This window comes from Streptomyces sp. NPDC086554, assembly GCF_040686095.1.
In the GTDB taxonomy this organism is placed as follows: domain Bacteria; phylum Actinomycetota; class Actinomycetes; order Streptomycetales; family Streptomycetaceae; genus Streptomyces.
Genome location: NZ_JBFBJK010000027.1, coordinates 17,789 through 39,816 on the forward strand (window position 1 = coordinate 17,789; position 22,028 = coordinate 39,816).

Below are 22,028 nucleotides of genomic sequence, written 5' to 3' on the forward strand. Positions count from 1 at the left end.
TCAGATGAGCACGTCTCCGCCGCTCAGGTTCAGGTTCACCGCGTTGATCGCGCGATTCTCTAGGAGGAACGTGATCGCCTCGGTGCAGTCCTGCATCGTCACAGGGCGCCGGGTGAGCGCACGCGTCGCGGCGGCTTCGCGTGCCTCGGGCTTGTCGTCCCAGAACGACGAGTCGGAGACGATGGTCGGGTGCAGGGCATTGACCCGGATCGGGGAGAGTTCGACCGCCAGCGTTCTCACCAGCGCGGTGATGCCTCCGTTGGCGGTCGTCACGCTCGTCGAGCCGGGGTAGGGCCGGTGGCTTGCCAGGCCGCCGAGCAGTACGGCCGCGCTGTCGTCGGTCATCCGCGGGGCGAGCGCGTGCAGGACCGTGGTGTAGCCGACGAGCTTCACGGTCAGCAGGCGCGCTGCGTCCGCCGGACGGTAGTCGCGCACCGTGTTGTAGTCGCGGTCGAGCGCCCCGATCACCAGCTGATCGACGCGTTGCACATCGGCCAGCCCCTCCACGATCCGTTCCGGTTCGCTCAGGTCAAGGGCGAGTCCGCGGACCCGACCGCCGATCTCGGCGGCGATGGTCTTGGTCCGCTCCTCCGAGCGTCCGGTGATGACCACATCGCTTCCTCGCGCGGCGCACGCCTCGGCGAAATGCCGCCCGAGCCCCGACGTACCACCTATGACAACAACATGACTGCGCTCGGACATTGACTAACTCCTTCTCGATCAACAATCAACGGATCAGGTATCGCGGGGTCGGGTCAGGTATCGAGCTCGGCCATCACATCGGCCAGGGACAGCGGCACCGCGCAACGATCCGCCGCGTACCGAAGTGCCATGAGATGGTCGTCGAGCGTCAGGTCGGCCAGGGCATCCGCCACGAGGAACGGCTGGATGTCGCGGCTGAACGCGTCGCAGGCAGTGATCAGGCACCCCATGTGCGCGTAGACACCGCACACGATGAGCTGGTCACGTCCCGCTCTGCGCAGCCGTTCCTCCAGGTCGCTCCGGTAGAACGCGCTGTAGCGCCACTTGGTCAGAACCGTGTCACCCGGCTCGGGGGCCACGTCGTGGTCAATCCCGCGGTCCGCTTCCTCGGTGCCCATGCCGGGGCCCCACAGGTCGTGCAGCAGCCCGCGGTCCTCGCGGCTCATGCCGCCCGGCTGTGCCGTGTACATCACTGGTACGCCGGCGGCACGCGCGGAGGCGAGCAGCTTCGCGACGTTGGCGACCAGGTCGGTCAGCGGCGACTGCCCGGCCGGGAAAGCGCGCAGGAAGTACCGCTGCATGTCGTGCACAAGGACAACGGCCCGGTCCGCATGCGGGGACCACGGCGCCGCCGCACCCGGCAGATCGCCGTCTCCGGGCATGCGGTAGGGCTTGATCGGGGTCATGGCCATGGTTCTGCCTCCTGTTTGCGTGCGATCACGTCGGACGGTGCGATGCCGTCAGACGTGCAGGGCCGCGCCGCCATCGACGTACAGGTCGTGCATCGTGATGTGGCCTGCCTGGTCGGACACGAGGTACGCGACCGCCTCGGCCACGTCCCGTGGCTGGGCCAGCTTCCGCAGCGGAATGCCGACGCGGTACGCGGCCGGTGAGCCCTCGATGGCCTGCCGAGGATCGCCGTCCTCGCCGTGCATCGAGCGCAGCATGGGCGTGTCGGTCGAGCCGGGCGAGACGACGTTGCACCGGATGCCGAAGTCGGAAAGCTCAAGACCCAGGCACCGGGTGAACTGGGCGGACGCTGCCTTCGACGCGGCGTACGCCGCCATCTCCACGCGCGGCACCCCGGCGGCGTTGGACGCCACGGTCACGATCGTGCCGCGGCGGCGGTTGATCATCCACCGGGCCACCGCGCGGGACACGTTGAACACGCCGCCCGCATTGACCGAGAGGACCTCGTTCCAGTCCCGGTCCGACAACTCGACCACCCTGCCGGTGTGCAGGACACCGGCCGCGTTGACAAGGATGCCGATGGGCCCGAGCTCGTCCTCGACGCGCCGCACGAGCGCCTCCACCGCCCCGCTGTCGCACACGTCAGCCGAGTAGCCGCGCGCCGACAAGCCTTCGGCCTCGAGTTTGGTCACGACGGTGGCGAGCCCCTCGGCGTTGCGGTCCACGGCCGCTACTTGCGCTCCCGCGGCCGCCAAGGTGCCCGCCACGGCGGCTCCGATGCCCTGCGCCGCCCCGGTGACCAGGGCGACCGCCGAGTCGATTCCTGTCAGTTCCATCATGCGCTCCTGCCGGCCGTCGCGGCTTCCTCGGCGTCGTATCCGAACAGCCACTGGTGATGGTCGAGCCCCGATGAGGTCCGGGCTTCGGTGTCGCGGTTGTGCTGCTCGTCCCCGTCGGCCAGGTGGAACGTCTTGGCGTTGGCACGGGACTGGCGCTGAATCCGTGTGACGCGGGGAAGACGGATCCGTTCGTAGCGACGCAGGGCGGCGCTCAGGCCGCCACCGCCCGCGTAGGCCAGACAGGACGCCAGCACGACGGCGTCCTCGATCGCCTGGTTCGCTCCCTGCGCCTGGAACGGCAGCATGGGGTGCGCGGCGTCGCCGATGACGGTCACCCGTCCCGAGCTGAGCCGGTCGATGTCGTCGCGATCGTGCAGCGCCCATCTGCTGACCGTCTCCGCCACATCGATCAGCCGCACGACGTCCGGGTGCCAGCCCTTGTACGCGGCCGCGACCTCTGCGACGTCACCCCGCGCCGACCAGGACTCCTCACGCCAGTCCGATGAGGCGACGGTCGCGCCGAAGCTGACCTGGCGTCCGGCGGACACCGGGTAGGCGACGCAGTGCTTGTCCGGCCCGAACCACAACCGCACACAAGGCTCGTCGAGCAGATGGGGCACTCGTTCGGCCGGCACCAGGCCCCGGTAGATCGTCTGCCCGGAATAGCGCGGCCGGTCGGCCACGATCTGCTGCCGTACGAGCGAGTGGATGCCGTCGGCGCCCACGACCAGATCGGCCGCGACGACCGTGCCGTCCGACAGGTGCAGCTGGGCCCCCTCCCCGTCCTGCTTCACGTCGACGCAACGGGCCCCGAGGTGCACGCGGTCGGGGGGAAGGAGCGCGAGCAAGCCGCCGTGCAGGTCCGCGCGGTGCACGGTGTAGTACGGCGCCCCGAAGCGGCGGCGGCACATCTCACCCAGCTCGGTACGCTGCAGCAACGCGCCGTCGTCCCAGCGGCGCATCTCGATGGCCTCCGGTGCGACCGCGATGCTGCGCAGGCGGTCGCGCAGGCCGATGCGGCGCAGCAGCCGGCTGGCGTTGGGCGCCACCTGTACCCCGGCACCGACCTCGGTCAGGCGCCCCGCCTGCTCGTAGATATGGCAGTCAATTCCCGCCCGGCGCAGCGCGACGGCGAGGACAAGGCCGGCGATTCCGCCTCCGGCCACGGCGACCCTCATCTGCGGCATGTCTGTCGTCCCTCCTCAGTAGTAGAGGAGCGCTTTGCCCCAGTCCTCGTCGGGCCCGAACAGGCTGCGCGGCTTGACCACGTCGGGCATGGCGGTCAAGGCCTCGTGCGGTATCAGCGTCCCCGGGGCGAGGCCGACGACCTCGCTGTCGACACCGAGTACGGCGTGCACCGAGGCGGAAAGCTCCTCCAGCGCGGCCGTCCGGTGTTCGTCGGGCACCTCGATCTCGATACGCAGGACCGTCGACTCCGCCCTCGCCCGCCAGAACAGCACCTCGTAGGAGTCCGGCAAAGAGAAGACGAGCTCCTCCAGCTTGTGCTGGGTGATCGTCGCGCCGCCGACCTGATGGCCGAACGCCGCCCTGCCGAGCACCCGCACCGTGGGCAGGCCCCACCCGCATGGGCAGTCGTCGTAGGAAACGGACACGTTGTCCTCGAGGTTGTAGCGCAGCAGGGGCATGGCCTCGCGGAACAGCGGCGTGACGACGAGCTCGCCCTCGCCCTCCGTGCTGACGGTGCCGGTCTTCGGGTCGTACACCTCGAACAGGGCCCGGTCGGCCCACAGATGCATCCGGCCGTGCTCGCACTCCCCGGCGAGACTGCCGGTCTCCGTGGAGCCGTACTCCTCGATGACGGGCACTCCCCAGAGTCTGCTGATCCGGTTGCGGCGGGCGGTGGTGAGCGGCTCGCCGCCAACGAACAGCGCGCGCAGCCCGGGGAAGTCGGCGCCGGGCCGGTGCCCTGCCACCTTCGCCGCGGCGGCCCAGATGAGGCATTCGGTCGGCACCGACCAGGTCAGCGAGACCTCCAGGTCGTGCATGACCCGGACCACACGGGCGTACGGCATGGCGAGCGAGCGGTTGTCACCGGGCACCACGGTGGCTCCGTGCAACCGACCCGCGGCGTGCGCGAGATGCCCCGTGAGGAGCAGCGCGTACGGCGTGCGCACCAGCAAGGTGTCGTCGGCTGATATCCCGATCCACTTGCGGGCGAAGCGCTCGGCCAGATCGACCCAGTCCTCCTCCGTGTAGTACGAGGGCGTGGGATGGCCCGCTGTCCCGCTCGACTCGTGGTAGGTGGCCAGGCGTTCCTTGGGTACGGCGAGCATTCCGTAGGGGTAGTTGTCCCGCAGGTCCTGCTTGGTGGTCAGCGGCAGCGTGGCGAGGTCGGCGGCGGTCGTGGGCAGGGCCGCCGCGTCGAGGCGCTCGCGGTAGAACGGCGAACGGGCCGCCCAGGCGACGGTCTGCCGCAGCTGCTTCTCCTGGAGGAGCCGGAGGTCCTCCGGTCCCTTCCACTGGCCGAGTTGAGGCAGACCCGAGGTCGCGTCGTTCACGGCTTTTCCTCTCCTAGCAGTCGGTGCGCGTTGTCCCAGGCGATTTGCCGCCACTGCTCGGGCGGTACTTTCAACGCCTCGAACTTGGCCAGCTCCACGGTCGGGTGCTGCAGCGGATACTCCGAGCCGAACACCACCCGTTCGGCGCCGAGGCGGGTCAGCGCCGCGTCGGCCACGCATGTGTAGCCGCCGGACGTCTCAAGCAGGATGTTGGGCTCGTCCCGAATCAGCGTCAGGGCGTAGAAGTCGATGTTGCCGATGCCGCTGTGCCCGAGTACGAAGTTCACCTGCGGGAACCTGCGGGCCAGGGCGACCAGGTCGCCCACGCCCGCTCCACGGCGGGTCAGGCACACGACGTATACGGGATGTCCGAACTCGGCGGCCACACCGACGAGTTCCACGACCCGCGGATCGGTCAGGTCGACCCCGTGGACGGCGGGCGAGATCTCCAGGCCGCGGAACTCGGCGGCCCTGGCCCGGTACTCCCGCGACGGGCTGTGCGGATTGGCGAAGAAGAACGGCACCAGTCGCCCGTCGGTGCCCGAACACGCGTCGAGCACCGCGTCGTTGTCGGCATCGGTCTTGACGTGCCCGCCCTCGACGAGCTGGCGGGCCAGGCGGTCCAGGTCGATGGTGCCGCCCGCACACACCACCGCCCGCACCAGGCCGCAGTCGTCCAACGTCGACAAGAGCCGCTCGTCGGCTCCCGGCCGGGGAGCAAGGCGTACATGGAAGTCGAGGACGGGTTGTGCGGGCATCCCGCTCACCGCTCGTCCGGCCACCGCTCGTTTCCCCTCACGGCCGTCGCTCACTTCTCGATGCAGAACTCGTCGATCGGGTAGCCGACGTGCCGCTGCTCGGCCGGCAGATACCCGAGCACCTTCGTGCCCGCCGTCAGGTCCGTGACGTTCAGGACCGTGCCGCCCGGGCCGAGCACCCGTACGTGCCAGTCGTCCTGGACGATGAGGTTGACCTTCACGCCCGAGGTCGATACCAGGTCGATCGCAAGGAGCGGACGCGTCTCGATCTTGACCCGGCCCACAGTGACGACTCGCGACTTGCCCTGCGCGTCGACGGCGAGCACCCTGCCGCCGGAGACGAGTTCACTGAGGTAGTTGGTGCGTCCCTCGGCGGAGAGCGTGTACGAGTGCAGCGCACCGGCGTTGACCCGGAACGGCCGGGTCGGCATGTACGGAAGCGGGTGGGTCTCGCTGCAGCAAAGGATCATGCCGGTGGAGTGCGAGCCGACGAGTATGCCCTCGTCGAGCCGGAAGTTGGTGCACGTGTCGACGCACGCCCGCTCGCCCATCCCCACCCGCCGGATGCCGATGACCTCCAGCTCCACCAGATCCAGGTCCGCCGCCTTGCTGACGGCGGCTTCCCGCAGTTCGGTGGCCTCCCCCACGGTGCGGGGCGCGAGCATCACGCCGTCGGATCCGTGCTCGAGGACGCCGAAGACGATCTCTCCCTCCTCGACGTCGGCCACCTGCGTGATGATGCTTCCGTCCGCTCCGGCCGCGGCGGCAAGCACGATCTCCAGCGGGATCTTGGTGGGGTCCCGGAAGTACAGCAGGCTCCACTTGTCCAGGCGAGCCGCTCGGCAGGCGTCCTCCAGGCTGTCGGCATCCGAGATCTCCACGTACCTGCCGAACTCCACGCCGGGGTGCAGCGTCGCCAGTTCGGCGGGCTCGCCGTGGCGGGCCGGGTCGACTATGACCAGGTCGGCGGGTTCCAGCTTCTCCGGCAGCGCCTGATTCTGCGGGAACAGAACCTTCTTGACCGTCGGGGGAAGCGTCTCCAGGTCAGCCGGATCTGACGCCACGATGGCGTCCACCCGCTGGTGGACGGCTTCCTCGACGATGGCTTCCTTGGCGCCGTTGGCGTTACGGATGTCCAGCCAGCACAGCTTCACAGGTATCTCCTCGGCAGAAAGCAGAAAGCACAGAGCGGAAGGCAGAGCGCAGAAGGCAGAAGGTGGGAACGTCTCAGGACATGAGGGCAAGGCAGTTGTCGACGCCGTCCCTGTCCGGGACGTGCCGTGATTCGTGCACCAGGCGTGCGATGGAAGTCGCCATCCAGCCGGGCTTGTCGGACTCGAAGACGTTGCGGCCCATGGCCACACCGGCAGCGCCGCCGCGCAGCGCGCCCGACACATGGGCGAGGACCATGTCGGTCTCCGCCGAGCGGGGGCCGCCGGCCACGATGACGGGGATCGGGCAGGCGGCCACCACATCGGCCATCTGCTCGGGTGTGCCCGCGTAGTCGGTCTTGACGACATCGGCCCCGAGGTCGGCGGCCAGTGACGCGGCGTGCGCCACAAGCTCCGGCGCCCGCGAGTCGGGGATCTGCGGCCCGCGGGCGTACACCATGGCGAGCAGCGGGACGTTCCAGCGCTCGCACTCCCCCGCCACGGCCGCCAGATCCGCGATCTGCCGTGCCTCCTGGTGTGACCCCATGTTGACGTGCACGCTGACGGCGTCGGCGCCCAGGCGCAGCCCCTCCTCCACGTGGGCGACGAGATACTTCGCGTCCGGATCCGGAGCGTGCCGCGTGCTCGCGTTCAGATGCATGATCAGGGACATGTCCGCGAACCAGCCGTGGTCGACATGGCGCAGGCTGCCCTTGTGCAGCACCACAGCGTCGACACCCGTGCCTGCGAGCTCCCCGAGCAGTGAGTTGAGATCGCCGCGGGGCAGCGGTCCGTCGGTGACGGAGTGATCGAGCGGCACGACGAACAGGCGCCCGTCGCCGTGCCGGAACAGGCGTCGCAGGCGGAGATCGCGAGCGAACGAAGCATTGTGTACAGCAGCCACTGTGTCCTGCCTCTCTCAAACCTCAAACGGTGGCGCAGCGTCCGGAGTTCGCGGACGTGACGCCGGTCGGCTCATGCCGGTCCAACTGAAACTCGCGGTGCAGGGTCTCGACGGCGTCGACGGTGCGTTCACGCGGCACGATCACGGAAAGCCGCATCTGGGACGTGGACATCCAGCTCGTGGGAATCCCCGCCGCGGCAAGGGCCGCCATGAGCCTGGCCGTGTACTCGGGGCGGCTGAGCAGCCCCATCCCGGCCACCGAGACCTTGCCGACGTTCTCGTCGAGTTGCACGCCTCCACCGAAGCCCGCAGTCAGCTTGTGCAGCGCGGCCCGCACGGGGTCTGCCTGACTGCGGCGGATCGTGAACCCCATGCGGAACTCGCTTTCGTGAGGCCCTGACCTGGCGACCAGGTCGACGACCGTTCCCTCGGCGGCCAGCACCTCGAACACGTCGGGAGCCAGGTCCCGGTGAATGTCGTGACAGTGCACCAGGACGCGGGCGACGTCGGTGTCGTGCGTGACCGCCACGACGGCCCGCCGGGTCTCCAGCGGGCGGCCGTCCCGCGCTTCCGCGACGACCGTTCCCGGCGCCTGTGATGACGCGCTGCGGACACGCAATTCGACCCCTTCCATAGCGGCCAGTTCGATGCAACGGGAGTGCAGGATCCTTGCGCCCGCGAATGCCATCTCCGCCATGACGCCGGGATCGATCCACGGCAGGCAGCGGGCCGCGGGCAGGATGCGGGGATCGGCGCTGTAGACGCCGTCCACGTCGGTGTAGATCTCGCAGGTCGACGCCTCGAGTTCGGCCGCGAGTGCCACCGCGGTCGTGTCGGAGCCGCCGCGCCCGAGCGTGGCGATGTCACCCGCGTTGTCGACCCCCTGGAATCCGGCGACCACAGCGACCTTGCCGCCGTCGAGAGCCGCCTTCACCCGTGCCGCTCCGATCCTCGCGATGAGTGCGTCGCCATGCCGGTCGGTGGTCCTGATCCCGGCTTGGTGACCAGTGAGCGAGACCGCCGGCACCCCAAGTCCGTTCAGGGCGAGGCCCATCAACGCCGCCGACTCGCATTCGCCGACGGCCAGCAACTGATCCAGTTCCCGGGAGGGCGCCGAGGCTCCGACGTCCGCTGCAAGGCGCAGCAGATCATCTGTTCGGCCGCCTCGGGCCGAGACGACCACGGCCACGGACGATCCGCCGCGTCGCGCCTCCGCGATGCGCAGGGCGGCGCGGTGAACGCATTCAAGCGTCTGCAAAGAGGTACCGCCATATTTTTGGACCAGCACATCCACAGTCGTTTTCACCGCTCTCGTCGAACCGGTATGCCACGACAGTAATTGCGCCGCACCCGACCGCCCACTACCTGCGCGAGTAGTGCACCTGAATTCAGTTGTTCACGCCATACGGGCGCGGCCGTTACCGGAAACACGCGATGGCGTTCGCACGCCATTGTGCGACGCTTTCGCCGCGCAGTATCCAGGGGGTGTTCTGGTCTCACGCAAAGGGGAGCTAAATGAACGGGACGGATTCGAGCACGGCCGACCCCCCGAACGCGCTGGCCCACCTCGGCGCGGACGGGCGTCCCTTCGCCCTGATCTACCGGCCGGGCTCCGCGCAGAACGCGCTCGTAGAGGTCCTGACCGGCGAGGTCTGCGCCGTGGACACGCTCGCCGAACTGCCCCTGCCCGACCCCCCGTCAGGCGGCGCGCGACACGATCTGCTCGTGGCGGTGCCGTACCGGCAGATCACCGAGCGCGGCTTCGAGTGCCTCGACGACCGGGCGCCCCTGCTCGCCATGCACGTCCACGAGCAGACCGAACTCACCGTCGAGCAGGCACTGATGGGCCTGCCCGAGCAGAACGTGCGGGTGTCCGACTCCGGATTCGACATCAGCGACGAGGAGTACGCGGCAATCGTCGAGCGGGTCCTCGGCGACGAGATAGGGCAGGGCGCCGGATCCAACTTCGTCATCAGACGTTCGTTCACCGCGCGGCTCGACGACCACTCGGTCCCTACAGAACTCGCCGTCTTCCGGCGACTCCTCACCGGTGAACTCGGGTCGTACTGGACCTTCCTGTTCCACACCGGCGCGGCAACGTTCATCGGCGCATCGCCGGAACGGCATGTCAGCAGGTCCGCCGACGGGATCGTGTCGATGAATCCCATCAGCGGCACGTACCGGCACCCCGGGACGGGCCCGGAGGTATCCGGGCTCCTGGATTTCCTGAACGACCCTAAAGAGGCCAACGAGCTCTATATGGTCGTCGACGAGGAACTGAAAATGATGGCCCGCATGTGCTCCACCGGCGGCCGGGTGCACGGACCGTTCCTCAAGGAAATGGCGCGTCTGACCCACTCCGAATACGTCCTGACCGGCCACAGCGATCTCGACGTACGCGCCGTGTTGCGCGAAACCCTGCTCGCACCGACCGTCACCGGCAGCCCTCTCGAGAATGCCTTCCGGGTCATCCGCCGCCATGAGACGACGGGCCGCGGGTACTACGGCGGCGTCCTCGCATTGATCGGCCACGACGCGGCGGGCAGCCGCACACTCGACTCGGCGATCATGATCAGGACCGCCGAGGTCGACGGTGAAGGACGGCTGCGCCTGGGCGTCGGCGCCTCACTCGTCCGGGACTCCCACCCCGATTCCGAGGTGGCCGAGACCCGGGCCAAGGCCGCAGGCGTGCTCAAGGCACTCGGCCTTACGCAGGAAAACGGTCACGCCGACGGCGCGCCCACCCCGACGGGTGCGCACACGTCACCGGCCATGGGAGCGCACACGTCACCGGCCGCCCACCCCCGGGTGCGCCAGGCCCTGGCGTCCCGCAACACCACGCTCTCGCGCTTCTGGCTCGACGGGGCTCACGGAAGCGGGCCGGACCCGGCCCTTGCGGGACGGCGTGTGCTAGTCGTCGACAACGAAGACACGTTCACGGGAATGCTCGGGCATCAGCTGCGCGCCCTCGGGCTGCGGACCACGATCACGCGCCACGACGAGCCGATGCCCCGGCAGGGATACGACATCGTCATTGTCGGCCCCGGCCCCGGCGACCCCCGCGACACCGCGGACCCCCGTATGAACAGGCTCCGCGCACTCACCCGTGACCTGCTCGCGGGCAGCGTCCCCTTCCTCTCCATCTGCCTGGCCCACCAGATACTCGCCGATGAGCTCGGTCTCGACATCATCCGGCGCACAGTCCCCAACCAAGGCGTACAGAAACAGGTCGACCTGTTCGACCGTCCCGAACTCGTGGGTTTCTACAACACCTACGCCGCCCGCACCGAAAACGACTTCATTCCCGGCACCGGCCGGCGCAAGCCCATAGACATCAGCCGGGATCCCCGGACGGGTGAAGTGCACGCCCTGCGCGGCACGGGATTTCAGTCCGTGCAATTCCATCTCGAATCCGTACTCACCCAGCACGGCCCGCAGATACTCGGCGGTCTGCTCTCCTCGCTGCTAGTGGGGAGTCCGGTCTGAGCCCGACCCTGGGCCCGGGCGAAATCCATCAGGAACAGAACTGGAGGCTTTGATGACCGGGCAGTTGAGATCAGCGGCTGGCAGACGGGGGCGGGCCGGGGGCATCACGTTGTGGGTGTCCCACGCCCTCCTGGTCATCGTGTTCCTGGCGGCCGGCTCAGCGAAGCTCGCCGGCGCGGAAGCGATGGTCGAGGCCTTCGATCAGATCGGCGCCGGCCAGTGGCTCAGGTACTTCGTCGGCACCCTCGAGGTGCTCGGCGTGATCGGGCTCCTCGTGCCGCGCCTGGTCGGGCTCGCCGCGCTTGGCCTGGTCAGCCTGATGGTCGGTGCGGTGATCACCAACCTCGTCATCGACGCCTTCTCGCTCCTGGCCGTGATCCTGCTCGTGCTCAGCACCACGGTCGCGTGGGGGCGCCGCGAGCGCACCAAGGCCCTGTTGCCGCAGGGGCAGTAGACGCCGCGAAATTACTGCGCGTGCGGTAGTGGGCCCTTCGTCCCAGAGCACGACTCCTTCGCGGCAAGCTCCGGCTAAGGTGCGCTTATGACCACAGGACTGTCCAGAGTCTGGGCCCAGACCAAGGACTGGGTGATCGCGTTCGGCGTGGCGGCGACACTCCTTGTCACCGCCCTCGCCGAGGATCACTCAGCCAAGGATCTCAGCTCGCTCGGCTACGCGCTTGTGGCGGCGAGCGGCCTGGCGCTGATCGGCCGTCGCCGGATTCCCCTGCCCGTCCTGGTCGTCACCGGGCTGTGCGTGGTGGGGTACAACGCGGCCGGCTTCGAGGTGCCCGCCGTCGCCTACCTGTTCGCGGTGTACGCCGCCGTGCGCGAGGGGCACCGTCTGTTCACCGTGCTGACCTCCTTGGCCCTGCTGATCATTCTGCCGCTGGCCGTCCTTGCCTCCCCGGCGGACGGGGCGACGTCCGAAGCGCTGGCACAGGCGCGCGGCGTCCTGGAGATCGCCTGGCTGGTCGCCGCCGGAGCCGCGGGCGAAGCGCTGCGGCAGGCCGAGCGCCGGGCGGACGAAGCCGAACGCACCCGTGAGGAGACCGCACGGCTTCGCGCGACCGAGGAACGGCTGCACATCGCACGGGAGTTGCATGATTCGCTCACCCACCAGATTTCGATCGTGAAGGTGCAGTCCGAAGTCGCCGTCCACCTGGCCCGCAAGCGGGGCGAGCAAGTGCCGGAGGCGCTCCTGGCGATCCAGGAGGCGGGCCGTGAGGCGACCCGGGAACTGCGGGCGACGCTGGAGACGCTGCGCGACGACACCGCCCAACCGCCGTCACACGGCCTCGACCACCTCCCGGATCTGGTGCAGCGGGCCCACGGGATCGGCCTGAAGACGACGCTGACGATCGAGGGACAACGCCACGACGTGCCGGACGCCGTGGACCGGACCGCCTACCGGATCGTCCAGGAGTCACTCACCAACACCGCACGCCACGCGGCGGCCGCGACCGCGTCGATCCGGATCTACTACCTTCCAGGCGCCCTCTCCATCCAGGTCGACGACGACGGGACGGCCAAGCCGGGCTCCGCATCGGCGCCCGGCGTAGGGCTGTTGGGTATGCGTGAGCGCGTCACCGCCCTGGGCGGACAGCTGCGCGCGGAACCGCGAACCGAGGGCGGATTCACCGTCCAGGCCGAACTCCCCGTGGCGAGGATTTCATGATCCGTGTCCTGCTGGTCGACGACCAGCCGCTCCTGCGCAGCGGTTTCCGCGCGCTGCTCGACGCGGAGGACGACATCGAGGTGGTGGCCGAGGCCGCCAACGGCAAGGAGGGCCTGACCCTCGCCCGTGAGCATCTGCCCGACCTCGCCCTCGTCGACATCTCGATGCCCGTCATGGACGGCATCGAGACGACCCGGGAGGTCGCGGCGGATCCGGGCCTGACCCAGATGCGCGTCGTCATCCTGACCAACTACGGCCTGGACGAGAACGTCTTCAACGCGCTGCGCGCCGGCGCCGCGGGGTTTCTCGTCAAGGACATTGTGCCTGACGACCTGCTGCACGCGGTGCGCGTCGCCGCGCGCGGTGACGCGCTGCTCGCGCCCTCGATCACCAAGATGCTGATCAACCGGTATGTCGCGCAGCCGCTGAGCACTCAGGCCACCGGCCTTGCGGAATTGACCAACCGTGAACGCGAGGCAGTCACCCTGGTCGCGCAGGGCCTGTCCAACGAAGAGATCGCCGACAGCATGGTGATCAGCCCGTTGACCGCGAAGACCCACGTCAACCGGGCCATGAACAAGCTCCAGGCCCGCGACCGCGCCCAACTCGTGGTCCTCGCATACGAGTCGGGCCTGGTGTCACCACGCAATCGCTGATGCTCAGATGAAGTCCATCGCCCCCGGCTGCCACTTGTAGTGGGACTCGATCTTGTAGTACTCCCCTTCGGGGGACGATGCGACTCCGTAGACGAACTTCCGGTCGTCGCCGCCGTAAGGAACGCTGCGCACGAACCGCTCGATCTCCGGCTCGATCTGCACGGGGAGCGAGGTCAGATCCGTGGTGGTCACGGCGTAGCAGATCCGCTCGATCTGCGAGGAGTTCCAGTTCAGGGTGGCGTAGAGCCCGAACGCCTCCTGGCTCAGGCCGAGCATCTGCTCGCTCGGTTCCGCCATTCCCATCTCGCCGAGCATCGACGTGATGGTCTTCGCCTTGAAGCATTCCGAGGGTACGTCGTTGAAGTAGATGTTCACCGTTCGGTGGGGGTAGTCGATCCCGATCACGCCAACGCGATCGGCAAGGCCATGGCTGGCGAAGAAGTCGGCGTTGTCGGCCAGGCTGCGCGGCATGGACGGCAGGCCGGCCACCTTCGACAGGTCCTGCAGGTCGTCCGGCGTGAAGAACGCGTAGACCTTCTTGAAGCCGCCGACGACTCCGAAGTCGATGCCGTAACTGTCGATGGGGCACTGTCCCTGGATCTCCGAGAGCAGGGACCCGACCGGGTGCTCCGTCTGCGCGGTGAGACCCTTCGACAGGGCGAAGGCGTACGGGTCCCGGTCCTTGGGATGCGTCGTGAAGCGGCAGTCGAGCTCTCCCACGTGGCGCACACCGGTGGCGACCCTGAAGGCGACGACGGTCGCGTCGTGCGCGAGTGCGTCCTCGTACGCGGTAAGAACAGGCAGGACCGTGTCCCGCGCGCAGGGCACGCCCAGCTGGCGCGCGGATTCCCTAAGGACCGCATAGAGTTCTGCCACTTCAGCGGTTTCAGACATTGATCCTCCAAGTGTGGTGCTGTGCCTGGTCTTTGAAGAGCGAGCCGGGACAGATGCCGCAGAGGGCTAGCGCGGCTCATAGATCCGCTTGTGCCCGGAGAGTCCGGCAAGCCGGTATGGCCCCGCGGTCTCTCGCTCCACGGGATGGTCTGCACCGTCGGCCGGAAAGGATCGCTCGTGCAGTTCGCGGTACTTGGCGTAGTCGATGTCCTGGCGCCGTGCGATCGCGGCGCGATGCACTTCTGATCGCAGATGCGCGCGGTAACCCGGGACGACGGTGCCGGCGAAGAACTCCGCGACGCTGCCGGACCCGTAGCTGAGAAAGCCGACGGCCTGGCCGGTCAGATCGTCGGCGTTGTCCAGCAATGAGGCAAGACCCAGATACATCGAGGCGGTATAGCTGTTTCCGATTTCGGTGTTGTACGTCGTCGTGTGCCCGATGAAGCGCGCGATCTCACCCGCGCCGGTGTTGTGCCCGCAGTGCTGGAGCAGGTGCCGGTGCGCCTTGTACGCCATCTTCGTGAACGGCTGGTGGTAGCAGAAGGCGCCGAACTCGCCCAACGCGCGGCCGCCTTGCTCGGTGTAGTCCTTCCACGTGCCTTCCACCGCTTGCAGATACGCGGAAACGGACTCCCGCCCGTCGACGAGGGCGGTGGTGCGATAATTCGGCCGCCAGAAATCCATGATGTCGGCGGTGTACACGCCCGACGGGTCCTCGATCCGTACCAGGGCGGGATCCGCGCTGACGAGCATGGCCACCGCGGCCGCGCCCTGGGTCGCTTCACCGGGACTGCCCAGCTCGTACTTCGAGACGTCGCTGGCGATCACAAGCACCTGCTGCGCACGGTCGCGATGCACGAGGCCGATCGCGAACTGCAGAGCCGCCGTCGCGGCGTAGCAGGCCTGCTTGAGTTCCACGACCCGGGTGGCCGACGGCAGCCCCAGCAGCGAATGGACATGTATCCCGGCCGCCTTCGCCTGATCGACGGACGTCTCCGTCGCGAAGACGACCGTCCGGATCCGGTCGGCGCCGTGCCGCGCGACGACGGGCGCGGCAGCTGCGGCCGCCATGGTCACGATGTCCTCGTCGGCGGCGGGCACGCTCATCGATCTCTGACCGATGCCCGCGTGATATTTGGCGACGTCATAGCCATTCTCGGCGGCCAGCGTCGCGTGTGTCAGGACGAACTGCGCCGTCGCGAACGAGAGGTCGTGAATTCCGATGGCGGCGTCCTCGGACATCACCAGCCTCCGACCGTCGTGGACGTGCTCTTGCGCTCCAGGTGGACGTGGGCTCGCATCAGTTCACCGGGATTCGTCTGCGCCGCAAGGAGCGAGAGCTCGCCGCACAGCACCGTTGCGGCCGCGATGACCGCGAGCCTGCGCGCGTTCTCTCCGGGTTCACGCTCTGCCCGGCAGCCGAGGCGGGTCAGGTTCTCCTCGACGAAATCGAGCCCCTTGCCGTTGCCGACCGACCCCACGATCAGGTTCGGCAGGGTGCAGGAGAAGTAGAGGTCGCCGTCCCGATCCTCGGCCACGGTCACGCCTTGTGAGCCTTCGACGATGTTCGCCGCGTCCTGGCCGGTCGCGAGGTAGAAGGCGAGCAGCATGTTCGCGTAATGTGCGTTGGCCGAGCGGATTCCACCGGCGAGCAGGGTGCCGATCAGGTTCTTGTTCACGTTCAATTCGGCTATCGCGGCAGCCGACGTATGCAGGTAGCGATGAACGACGTCGCGTGGCAGGAGCAGTTCAGTGACCACGTTCTTGCCTCGGCCCAGAATGCCGTTGATCGCGGTGGCCTTCTTGTCCGTGCAGTAGTTTCCCGAGATCGAGCCGTACGTGATGCCCGGAACGCTCTGCAGGATGTGAGTCAGGAGCGCATCGGCGGCCAGCGTAGCCATGTTGTGCCCGGAGGCGTCGCCGGTGGTGAACTCGAACCGGAGGAATAGCAAGTTGGCCGTGATCTCGTGGCGGAGCGCGACGAGCTCGGTGAATCTGCTGCATTTGCGGACGATCGCCCGCAACTCTTCGAGCTGCGCGGCAACGTCCAGCGCCGCCAGATACGCGTTGTGCGCGTCGTCAGCCTTGACGAGCACCGAGCGCGTCATCCGGTCGTCGACCAGAGTGGCGGAGATACCGTTCTCGACCATCATGGACAGCTTCGCGCCCCGGCGGACGGAGGGCCACAGTGGCGACTCATAGGTGGCGAGCGGGACCTCCGTCTCGGTGCTCGCCACGTTTCCCGACATCCTCAGGGGGCCCACCCATCTCATGGGAACACCGGCGATTGCGTGCGTCTCGTTCATCGGAAGTTTCCAATCGTCGTGTGAGTGGTGCCGTGGGAGCGGGAGCGGGTGGCGAGCCGACGGGTTTCGATTCCCCGGTCGGCGCAGAATTCCCGCAGGTCGCCCCGGACGAGTACGTCGCATCGGGTCAGGTCGGCCGGGGTCCGCGCGCCGAGCACGGTCATCAGGGCTTCGAGCTGATCGAGCCACTCAGAGATCCGCGAGATCAGAGCCGGTACGCCGTCGTCGAGCACCGTCTTGAGGAACGGTCCTGACGCTCCGGCGGCGGATGCGCCGAGGGCGAGGCCGCGCGCCACATCGAGCGGATTGCGGACACCGCCGGAGGCAAGGACCGGGATTCCGGCATCCTGGGCGTCCAGCAGGCATGCGGGGGTGGATTGCCCCGAGCCGTTGAGATAGGAGTAGTCGGCGCGATCCCGGCGGTCGTTCTCTATGCGGGCGAAATCGGTGCCGCCACGGCCTGCGACATCGGCCACGCGCACCCCCATGTCCCGGAGCATCAAAACGGTTTCGCGGCTCAGCCCGAACCCGACCTCCTTCACGATCACCGGGACGTCGACGCCTGCGACGATCTTCTCGATCTGCGGCCCCCAGGCGGAGAACGACCGGTCGCCCTCTGCCATCACCGTTTCCTGAAGGGAATTGAGGTGAATCTGCAAGGCGTCTGCCTGCAACAGGTCGACAGCCCGACGCGCGTTCTCGACGGAGGCGTTCGCGTTGACGTTCGCCATGATGAACCCGGCCGGATTCTCCAGGCGCATCACGCTGAAGGTCTCCGCCACTGATGCGTCGGCGAAGTACGCGCTCATGGACCCCGTCGCAATGGGGACACCCGTCTCGCGGGCGGCGATCGCCAGATCCCGGTTGATGGCACCGGTCATCTCGCTTCCGCCGGTCATCGCGTTGATGTACAGCGGGACCTTCCACTCGATGCCGCCGAACCGCGTGGCCAGGGAGACATCGGGCCGGTCGATGCCGGCCAGGGCGTGATGGACGAAGGACACGTCGTCGAACTGGTGGTGGCCACCGAGGTGGCGTTGCTGCTCGGCAGCGAACCGGACATGGTCGTCCTTGCGATGCGCGATCATTCCGCGCTCCCGTCTGTCGGCGTCGTGGGCTTCCCGTGCATCGTCGGCTCTTGCGGCTTCATCGGCTGCGTGGGCTTCGTCGGCTGGACATGGATCGGCAGAGGAAGGACCCCTGCGGCGGCCCACTTCTCGCGCAGGCGCGAACGCTCCTTCTCCGCGGTGGCGTCAAGGAACGCGATGCCGCAGTCGCCGCCCCCGGCGCCTGAGGGTTTGGCCGCACCGCCGACTGCTTCGGCGGCGTCGCACAGTGCTGTCAGCTCGGTGGTGAAGATGCCGAGCCCGACTTCGTCGTCCAGGTCCGCGAGCACCTGGCGAGCTGCTCGGATCTGGCACAGCAATGCGTCGTCGTATCCCCGCTCCAGCGCATGGATCGCGGCACGCACGCATGCGTCGCTGCGCTCCACGAAGCGCCGTTGCGACGAGCTGCCCTGCCAGTCACGCGTACCGAGGCGTCCTGCAAGGGAAGCCGTGCTTGCCGGTTGTCCGGTCCAGCCCACCTCCAGTGCGAGACCGCGGGGCGGCGGCAGCCGTCGCACCCCGAAGCCCGGCCAAGGTGCGCGGAGCGTCTCCTCGATGCCCCGGCGGCGCGCCATCTCGAGCACGGCGGCCCGATCCGGTGCTCGGTACGCGATCCAGCCGCCCCAGACGCTCGCCGCGAGATCGCCGCCCGAGGAACGGCGGTCGCGCCGCACCGTCGCCAGCATGGCAAGGCGGAAGAGGGCGTCGGTCGACACTTCCATGCCGCAGTACGCGGTCACGGCGGCCACTGCGGCGACCGTCACCGCGCCGCTCGATCCCAGGCCGATCTTGGTTCCTTCGTGGTGCAGGCGGCTCATGATCGAGAGGTGCATCGGGGGCGCGCTCAGCCCGCGCTCGGCGAGCAGCGCGTCGACTACTTCGATCGCCGACACCACATGGGTGAGGCTGTGCCGTGCCTGTCGTTCGTCGTCCGCGCCGATGCCGACAAGCCCGCCGTCACTCCGCCGCATGCGTGTCTCGCCCGGGCCGAGGTCGGATTCGATCACGACGTCGACACCATCGGCTCCTGAGACGGTGACGCCGACCTGCCGGTCGACCGCCACCAGGATCGCCGGGTGTCCTGGCTCGATAACCGCGTACTCTCCGGCGATGAACAGCTTGCCCGGCGCATGCCGGCTGACCATGCGCGGTCCGGTCACTCCTCGGCCTCCGCCCGCAGACGGGCGCCCGGCCCACGCCGGGCGATGACCGTCGAGCATCCCGGCGCGGCGCCACTCACCGTTTCTGCCACCCTGTCGGCATGCGCGCGGTGGCAGAGCACCTTGACGTTCGGTCCCGCGTCCATGGTCGCGTAGGCGGGTATGCCGTCCGCCCGAAGCTGCAGGACGCTGTCGAGCACGGCCAGCGTGCCCGGCGAGAGGTAGCGCACGGCAGGCCTCGCGGCCAGCATCGTCGCGTGCATGCCGAGGGCGTTCCGCTCGGCTATCTCGCCGACCGCTTCGAGATCGCCCCGATGCAGCGCAGCCCGCATGTCGAGCAGGTCGCCCTTACTGGAGATCGTCCACGCCTGGTAGAGCGGCGAGGTCTCGACGGTTCGCCGCATGGCGGCACGGCTGGACACGGCCTTGGGGCCCGCGTCGACCAACGCGATCACCAGCGCGGGATCGAAGTCCGTGACGGGCACCGGCTCGGCGTAGGAACTAAGGTCGGCGGCGGCGCCGATGCCCCGGCCCGCGTGGCACAGCGCAAAGCCGCCGAAGACGGACCGGGATGCCGACGCGGACCCGCGCCGGGCCAGTCGCGACAGCGCGGTGGCATCGAGATCGACGCCGTACGCGGTCACGCCCGCGAGTGCCAGGGCGGCGAAGCCGCTCGCCGATGACGCAAGGCCCGCTCCGGTGGGGACGGCGTTGCGGGTGTCGACGGCGGCCGGTTCGATCCGCCCGGACAACTCCCGTATCAGCTCCAGAAAGTCGATGACGCGCCGAAGTGGCTCGCCCACCGCGGGGGCGCCGTCGAGGCTCACGGTGTCGGACGGCTCCCCAGGAGTGAGCCGGACAGTGGTGACGGTCGGGAAGACGTCCAAGGTCATCGACAGGCTGTCGACGTACGGTATGACGAGTCGCTCGTCGCTCTTGCCCCAGTACTTGATCAGGGCGATGTTCGGGTGGGCGACAGCGGTCGCGCCACGCTCCAGGGCCCTCTCCCGCGGCCCGGCAGGGCCCGCCTTGCGGTCAATCGCCATGACGCGCGAACCTCCCCATCGGCACGACCCACGTCTGTGCCGCTCCCGCTTCGTGCAGGCGGCGCACTATGTCCTGTGCCTGCCGAGGCTCCCCGGCCAGCGTGATCATGCAGCCTCCGAGCCCACCGCCGCTGATTTTGGCGCCCAGGCCGCCGGCCGCGAGCGCGGCATCGACCAGGGCGTCGATGCGGTCCGTGCTGAGCCCGAGGTCTCGGAGCAGCCTGTGGTTCTCGGTCAGCCGCGCGCCGAAGTCGCCGGAGCGGCCGTGCGCGAGGTCGTCCGCGGCTCCTCGGGCCAGGCTCGACACCCGGCGCACGAACTCGGCCTGTGCGTCCGCGTTGCGCTCGAACTTGCGCCGCACCATCTCCACCGCGTCCTTGGTGCTGCCGCCGACGCCGCTGTCCGCGATGACGCACACCCCGTCGAGGCTGGGCAGTTCACGGGCGGTGCCGGCACGGAAGAGGATGGGGTACGTCGCACCCGTGGCGAGCGCGTCGATGCCACTCGATCTGCCGTGGGCCAGCGTCTCCGAGGCCTGCACCAGATCGAACACCTCCTTAGCGTCGAGCCGACGGTCGAAGAGTTCCGCGAAGGCCAGAACGGCCGCCCGGGCGCACGCGGCACTGGAGCCGAGCCCGCGGCCCTGCGGGATCGCGCAGTCGACGAGCACACCCGCGCACACGCGGCCGACGGCCCCGGTCTTCTCTTTGAACTCCGCCACCAGGCGCCGCAGTCCGTCCGTGGCGAGCGGTGTCACCGGCGCGGCCCCTGATCCCGCCACCGCGAAGGAGAGCTGGTCCGCGCTGCCGTCCGGACATGAGCATCGCCTGACGGTCACTGTCGCCGTGAGCTGCGAAACCGGCATGGCCAGGGCCGGAGCGCCGTACACGACGGCGTGCTCCCCCAGCAGGATGACCTTGCCGTGGGCGCGTCCGACACCGAGCCTGCCACGCCCGGCATCCGGATCACCTTCGGGGCTTCCGTGGTCGGCGTATGTGCTCGGATTCGTGGATGCCATCAGTGCGCCCGCTGTGTCGCCTTGATCGCCATTGCGGCGAGCTGGTCCTTGGCGGGGGCGGTGGCTTCGCTCGCCTGAAGCACGGCCATGGCCCGGTCGGTGCGGAGCGCGATCTGCCGCTCGATGCGGTCGACGGCGCCGACGTCGACGAACAGGGACCGTACAGCGGCGAGCTCATCGCCCGAGAGGTCGGTGCCGATCGTCGCCCGGAGGAATTTCGCCCCGTCCGGGTCGCATTCATCCGCGCACTCGAGCGCCGTCGCGAGCAGAACCGTTCGCTTGCCCTCGCGCAGATCGTCACCCGACGGCTTGCCCGTCACCTTCGGGTCGCCGAACACACCGAGCAGGTCGTCACGGAGCTGGAAGGCGATCCCGATGTCAGCGCCGAACGCCCGGTAAGTCGCCATGAGTTCGGGTCCCGCGCCCGCGATCGCGGCACCGAACTGGAGCGGGCGCTCCACCGTGTAGGAGGCCGTCTTGTACTGATTGACGCGCAGGGCCGCCTCGATGCCTTCGTCGTCGCTCGCCTGGTTGACCAGGTCGAGCAGCTGGCCGTACAGGACCTCCGAGCGCACCGAGGACCACACCTGCTCGACCCTGAGCTGCGCGTCCACCGACAGCCCGGACGTGCGGACCATGACGTCGGCCCATACCTGAGCCAAGTCTCCGACCAGGATGGCGGTGGCCGTGCCGAAGGCGTCGGAGTCACCGGAGAAGCTTCGCAGCCGATGCCGCTCGGCGAAGGTCACATGCGCGGCGGAATGGCCGCGGCGCGTCCGGGACGCGTCAATGATGTCGTCGTGGATCAGGGCCGAAGCATGCAGCAGCTCAAGTCCCGCGCAGGCGCTCAGCACCGTCGCGGCTGCCGGATCTCGCTGATCACCGCCGGCGCCGATCCAGCCGAGCCAGGCGAAGGCCGGCCGGATACGTTTGCCGCCGCGCAGCACATAGCTCTCCAGCTCGGCGACCGTCGCCGCGAGATCCCGGTCGAGCGTGTCGAGCTCGGCCCGGCGCTCGGCCAAGAAGCCCCTGATCACGGCTTCGACAGCAGCCGTGTCCACGGCTGCCCCGAGATGGCTGACAGTCATGCTCTCTTCTCCCGATCAAAGCAGCGATCA

At 68.7% G+C, this 22,028-nt stretch carries 21 protein-coding genes; 4 read left to right on the forward strand and 17 right to left on the reverse strand.

All coding sequences use genetic code 11. From position 1 onward, the window contains the following. The 9 genes from AB0O76_RS34775 to AB0O76_RS34815 form a co-directional block, all read right to left on the reverse strand. On the reverse strand, nt 1-702 hold the full coding sequence (locus AB0O76_RS34775) for an SDR family oxidoreductase (RefSeq protein ID WP_365499774.1): 702 nt from the start codon (nt 700-702) through the stop codon (nt 1-3). A 53-nt stretch (nt 703-755) separates the two neighbouring features. Next, complete coding sequence (locus tag AB0O76_RS34780) at nt 756-1,394, reverse strand: isochorismatase family protein (protein WP_365499777.1); 639 nt, start codon at nt 1,392-1,394, stop codon at nt 756-758. 48 nt (nt 1,395-1,442) lie between these two features. Beyond that, entirely contained in the window at nt 1,443-2,228 is a 786-nt protein-coding gene (locus AB0O76_RS34785; protein ID WP_365499780.1) for a 2,3-dihydro-2,3-dihydroxybenzoate dehydrogenase, read from the reverse strand. Next, entirely contained in the window at nt 2,228-3,418 is a 1,191-nt protein-coding gene (locus tag AB0O76_RS34790) for an FAD-dependent monooxygenase (protein WP_365499782.1), read from the reverse strand. Before AB0O76_RS34790 ends, AB0O76_RS34785 begins: the two co-directional genes overlap by 1 nt. 15 nt (nt 3,419-3,433) lie before the next feature. Further along, nucleotides 3,434-4,750, reverse strand: coding sequence for an AMP-binding protein (locus AB0O76_RS34795; RefSeq protein WP_365499785.1), 1,317 nt, complete (start codon nt 4,748-4,750; stop codon nt 3,434-3,436). Then, nucleotides 4,747-5,508 carry an amidohydrolase family protein gene (locus AB0O76_RS34800; protein ID WP_365499787.1) on the reverse strand — a complete coding sequence of 254 codons (762 nt, stop codon included), beginning with the start codon at nt 5,506-5,508 and terminating at the stop codon, nt 4,747-4,749. Before AB0O76_RS34800 ends, AB0O76_RS34795 begins: the two co-directional genes overlap by 4 nt. Nucleotides 5,509-5,558: 50 nt before the next feature. After that, complete coding sequence (locus tag AB0O76_RS34805; protein WP_365499790.1) at nt 5,559-6,662, reverse strand: 3-dehydroquinate synthase II; 1,104 nt, start codon at nt 6,660-6,662, stop codon at nt 5,559-5,561. Between the two features lie 73 nt (nt 6,663-6,735). After that, nucleotides 6,736-7,563, reverse strand: a complete 828-nt coding sequence (locus AB0O76_RS34810; protein WP_365499793.1) for a 2-amino-3,7-dideoxy-D-threo-hept-6-ulosonate synthase — start codon at nt 7,561-7,563, stop codon at nt 6,736-6,738. Between the two features lie 22 nt (nt 7,564-7,585). After that, entirely contained in the window at nt 7,586-8,869 is a 1,284-nt protein-coding gene (locus AB0O76_RS34815; RefSeq protein ID WP_365499796.1) for an aspartate kinase, read from the reverse strand. A gap of 209 nt (nt 8,870-9,078) precedes the next feature. Between AB0O76_RS34815 and AB0O76_RS34820 the strand changes: the two genes are divergently transcribed. The 4 genes from AB0O76_RS34820 (at nt 9,079) to AB0O76_RS34835 (ending at nt 13,380) form a co-directional block, all read left to right on the forward strand. Then, nucleotides 9,079-11,049, forward strand: coding sequence for an anthranilate synthase family protein (locus AB0O76_RS34820; RefSeq protein WP_365499799.1), 1,971 nt, complete (start codon nt 9,079-9,081; stop codon nt 11,047-11,049). Nucleotides 11,050-11,164: 115 nt separating this feature from the next. Further along, nucleotides 11,165-11,503 (forward strand): DoxX family protein, encoded by a 339-nt coding sequence (locus AB0O76_RS34825; RefSeq protein WP_365499802.1) that lies wholly within the window; start codon nt 11,165-11,167, stop codon nt 11,501-11,503. An 87-nt stretch (nt 11,504-11,590) separates the two neighbouring features. Next, complete coding sequence (locus tag AB0O76_RS34830) at nt 11,591-12,724, forward strand: histidine kinase (RefSeq protein WP_365499805.1); 1,134 nt, start codon at nt 11,591-11,593, stop codon at nt 12,722-12,724. Beyond that, nucleotides 12,721-13,380: a response regulator transcription factor gene (locus tag AB0O76_RS34835; protein ID WP_365499808.1), complete on the forward strand. Its 660-nt coding sequence runs from the start codon at nt 12,721-12,723 to the stop codon at nt 13,378-13,380. The genes AB0O76_RS34830 and AB0O76_RS34835 overlap by 4 nt, the downstream gene beginning before the upstream one ends. A 3-nt stretch (nt 13,381-13,383) precedes the next feature. Here AB0O76_RS34835 and AB0O76_RS34840 read toward each other — a convergent pair whose 3' ends face one another. The 8 genes from AB0O76_RS34840 to AB0O76_RS34875 all read right to left on the reverse strand — a co-directional run bounded on the left by AB0O76_RS34840 (nt 13,384) and on the right by AB0O76_RS34875 (nt 21,998). Then, nucleotides 13,384-14,256, reverse strand: coding sequence for an aromatic prenyltransferase (locus AB0O76_RS34840; RefSeq protein WP_365499811.1), 873 nt, complete (start codon nt 14,254-14,256; stop codon nt 13,384-13,386). Nucleotides 14,257-14,340: 84 nt separating this feature from the next. Beyond that, the gene (locus tag AB0O76_RS34845) at nt 14,341-15,516 is read right to left on the reverse strand and encodes a hydroxymethylglutaryl-CoA synthase (protein WP_365499814.1); all 1,176 of its coding nucleotides are present in this window, start codon (nt 15,514-15,516) and stop codon (nt 14,341-14,343) included. Next, nucleotides 15,516-16,580, reverse strand: a complete 1,065-nt coding sequence (locus AB0O76_RS34850) for a hydroxymethylglutaryl-CoA reductase (RefSeq protein ID WP_365499817.1) — start codon at nt 16,578-16,580, stop codon at nt 15,516-15,518. The genes AB0O76_RS34845 and AB0O76_RS34850 overlap by 1 nt, the downstream gene beginning before the upstream one ends. After that, a complete protein-coding gene (gene fni / locus AB0O76_RS34855) occupies nt 16,577-17,668 on the reverse strand; it encodes a type 2 isopentenyl-diphosphate Delta-isomerase (RefSeq protein WP_365499820.1) in 1,092 nt (363 codons plus the stop codon). Before fni ends, AB0O76_RS34850 begins: the two co-directional genes overlap by 4 nt. Continuing rightward, the gene (locus tag AB0O76_RS34860) at nt 17,665-18,831 is read right to left on the reverse strand and encodes a phosphomevalonate kinase (protein ID WP_365499823.1); all 1,167 of its coding nucleotides are present in this window, start codon (nt 18,829-18,831) and stop codon (nt 17,665-17,667) included. Before AB0O76_RS34860 ends, fni begins: the two co-directional genes overlap by 4 nt. A gap of 11 nt (nt 18,832-18,842) precedes the next feature. After that, nucleotides 18,843-19,892 carry a diphosphomevalonate decarboxylase gene (gene mvaD, locus AB0O76_RS34865; protein ID WP_365499826.1) on the reverse strand — a complete coding sequence of 350 codons (1,050 nt, stop codon included), beginning with the start codon at nt 19,890-19,892 and terminating at the stop codon, nt 18,843-18,845. After that, complete coding sequence (gene mvk / locus AB0O76_RS34870; protein WP_365499829.1) at nt 19,882-20,910, reverse strand: mevalonate kinase; 1,029 nt, start codon at nt 20,908-20,910, stop codon at nt 19,882-19,884. The genes mvaD and mvk overlap by 11 nt, the downstream gene beginning before the upstream one ends. Then, nucleotides 20,910-21,998 (reverse strand): polyprenyl synthetase family protein, encoded by a 1,089-nt coding sequence (locus AB0O76_RS34875; protein WP_365499832.1) that lies wholly within the window; start codon nt 21,996-21,998, stop codon nt 20,910-20,912. The genes mvk and AB0O76_RS34875 overlap by 1 nt, the downstream gene beginning before the upstream one ends. Nucleotides 21,999-22,028 lie beyond the last annotated feature (30 nt).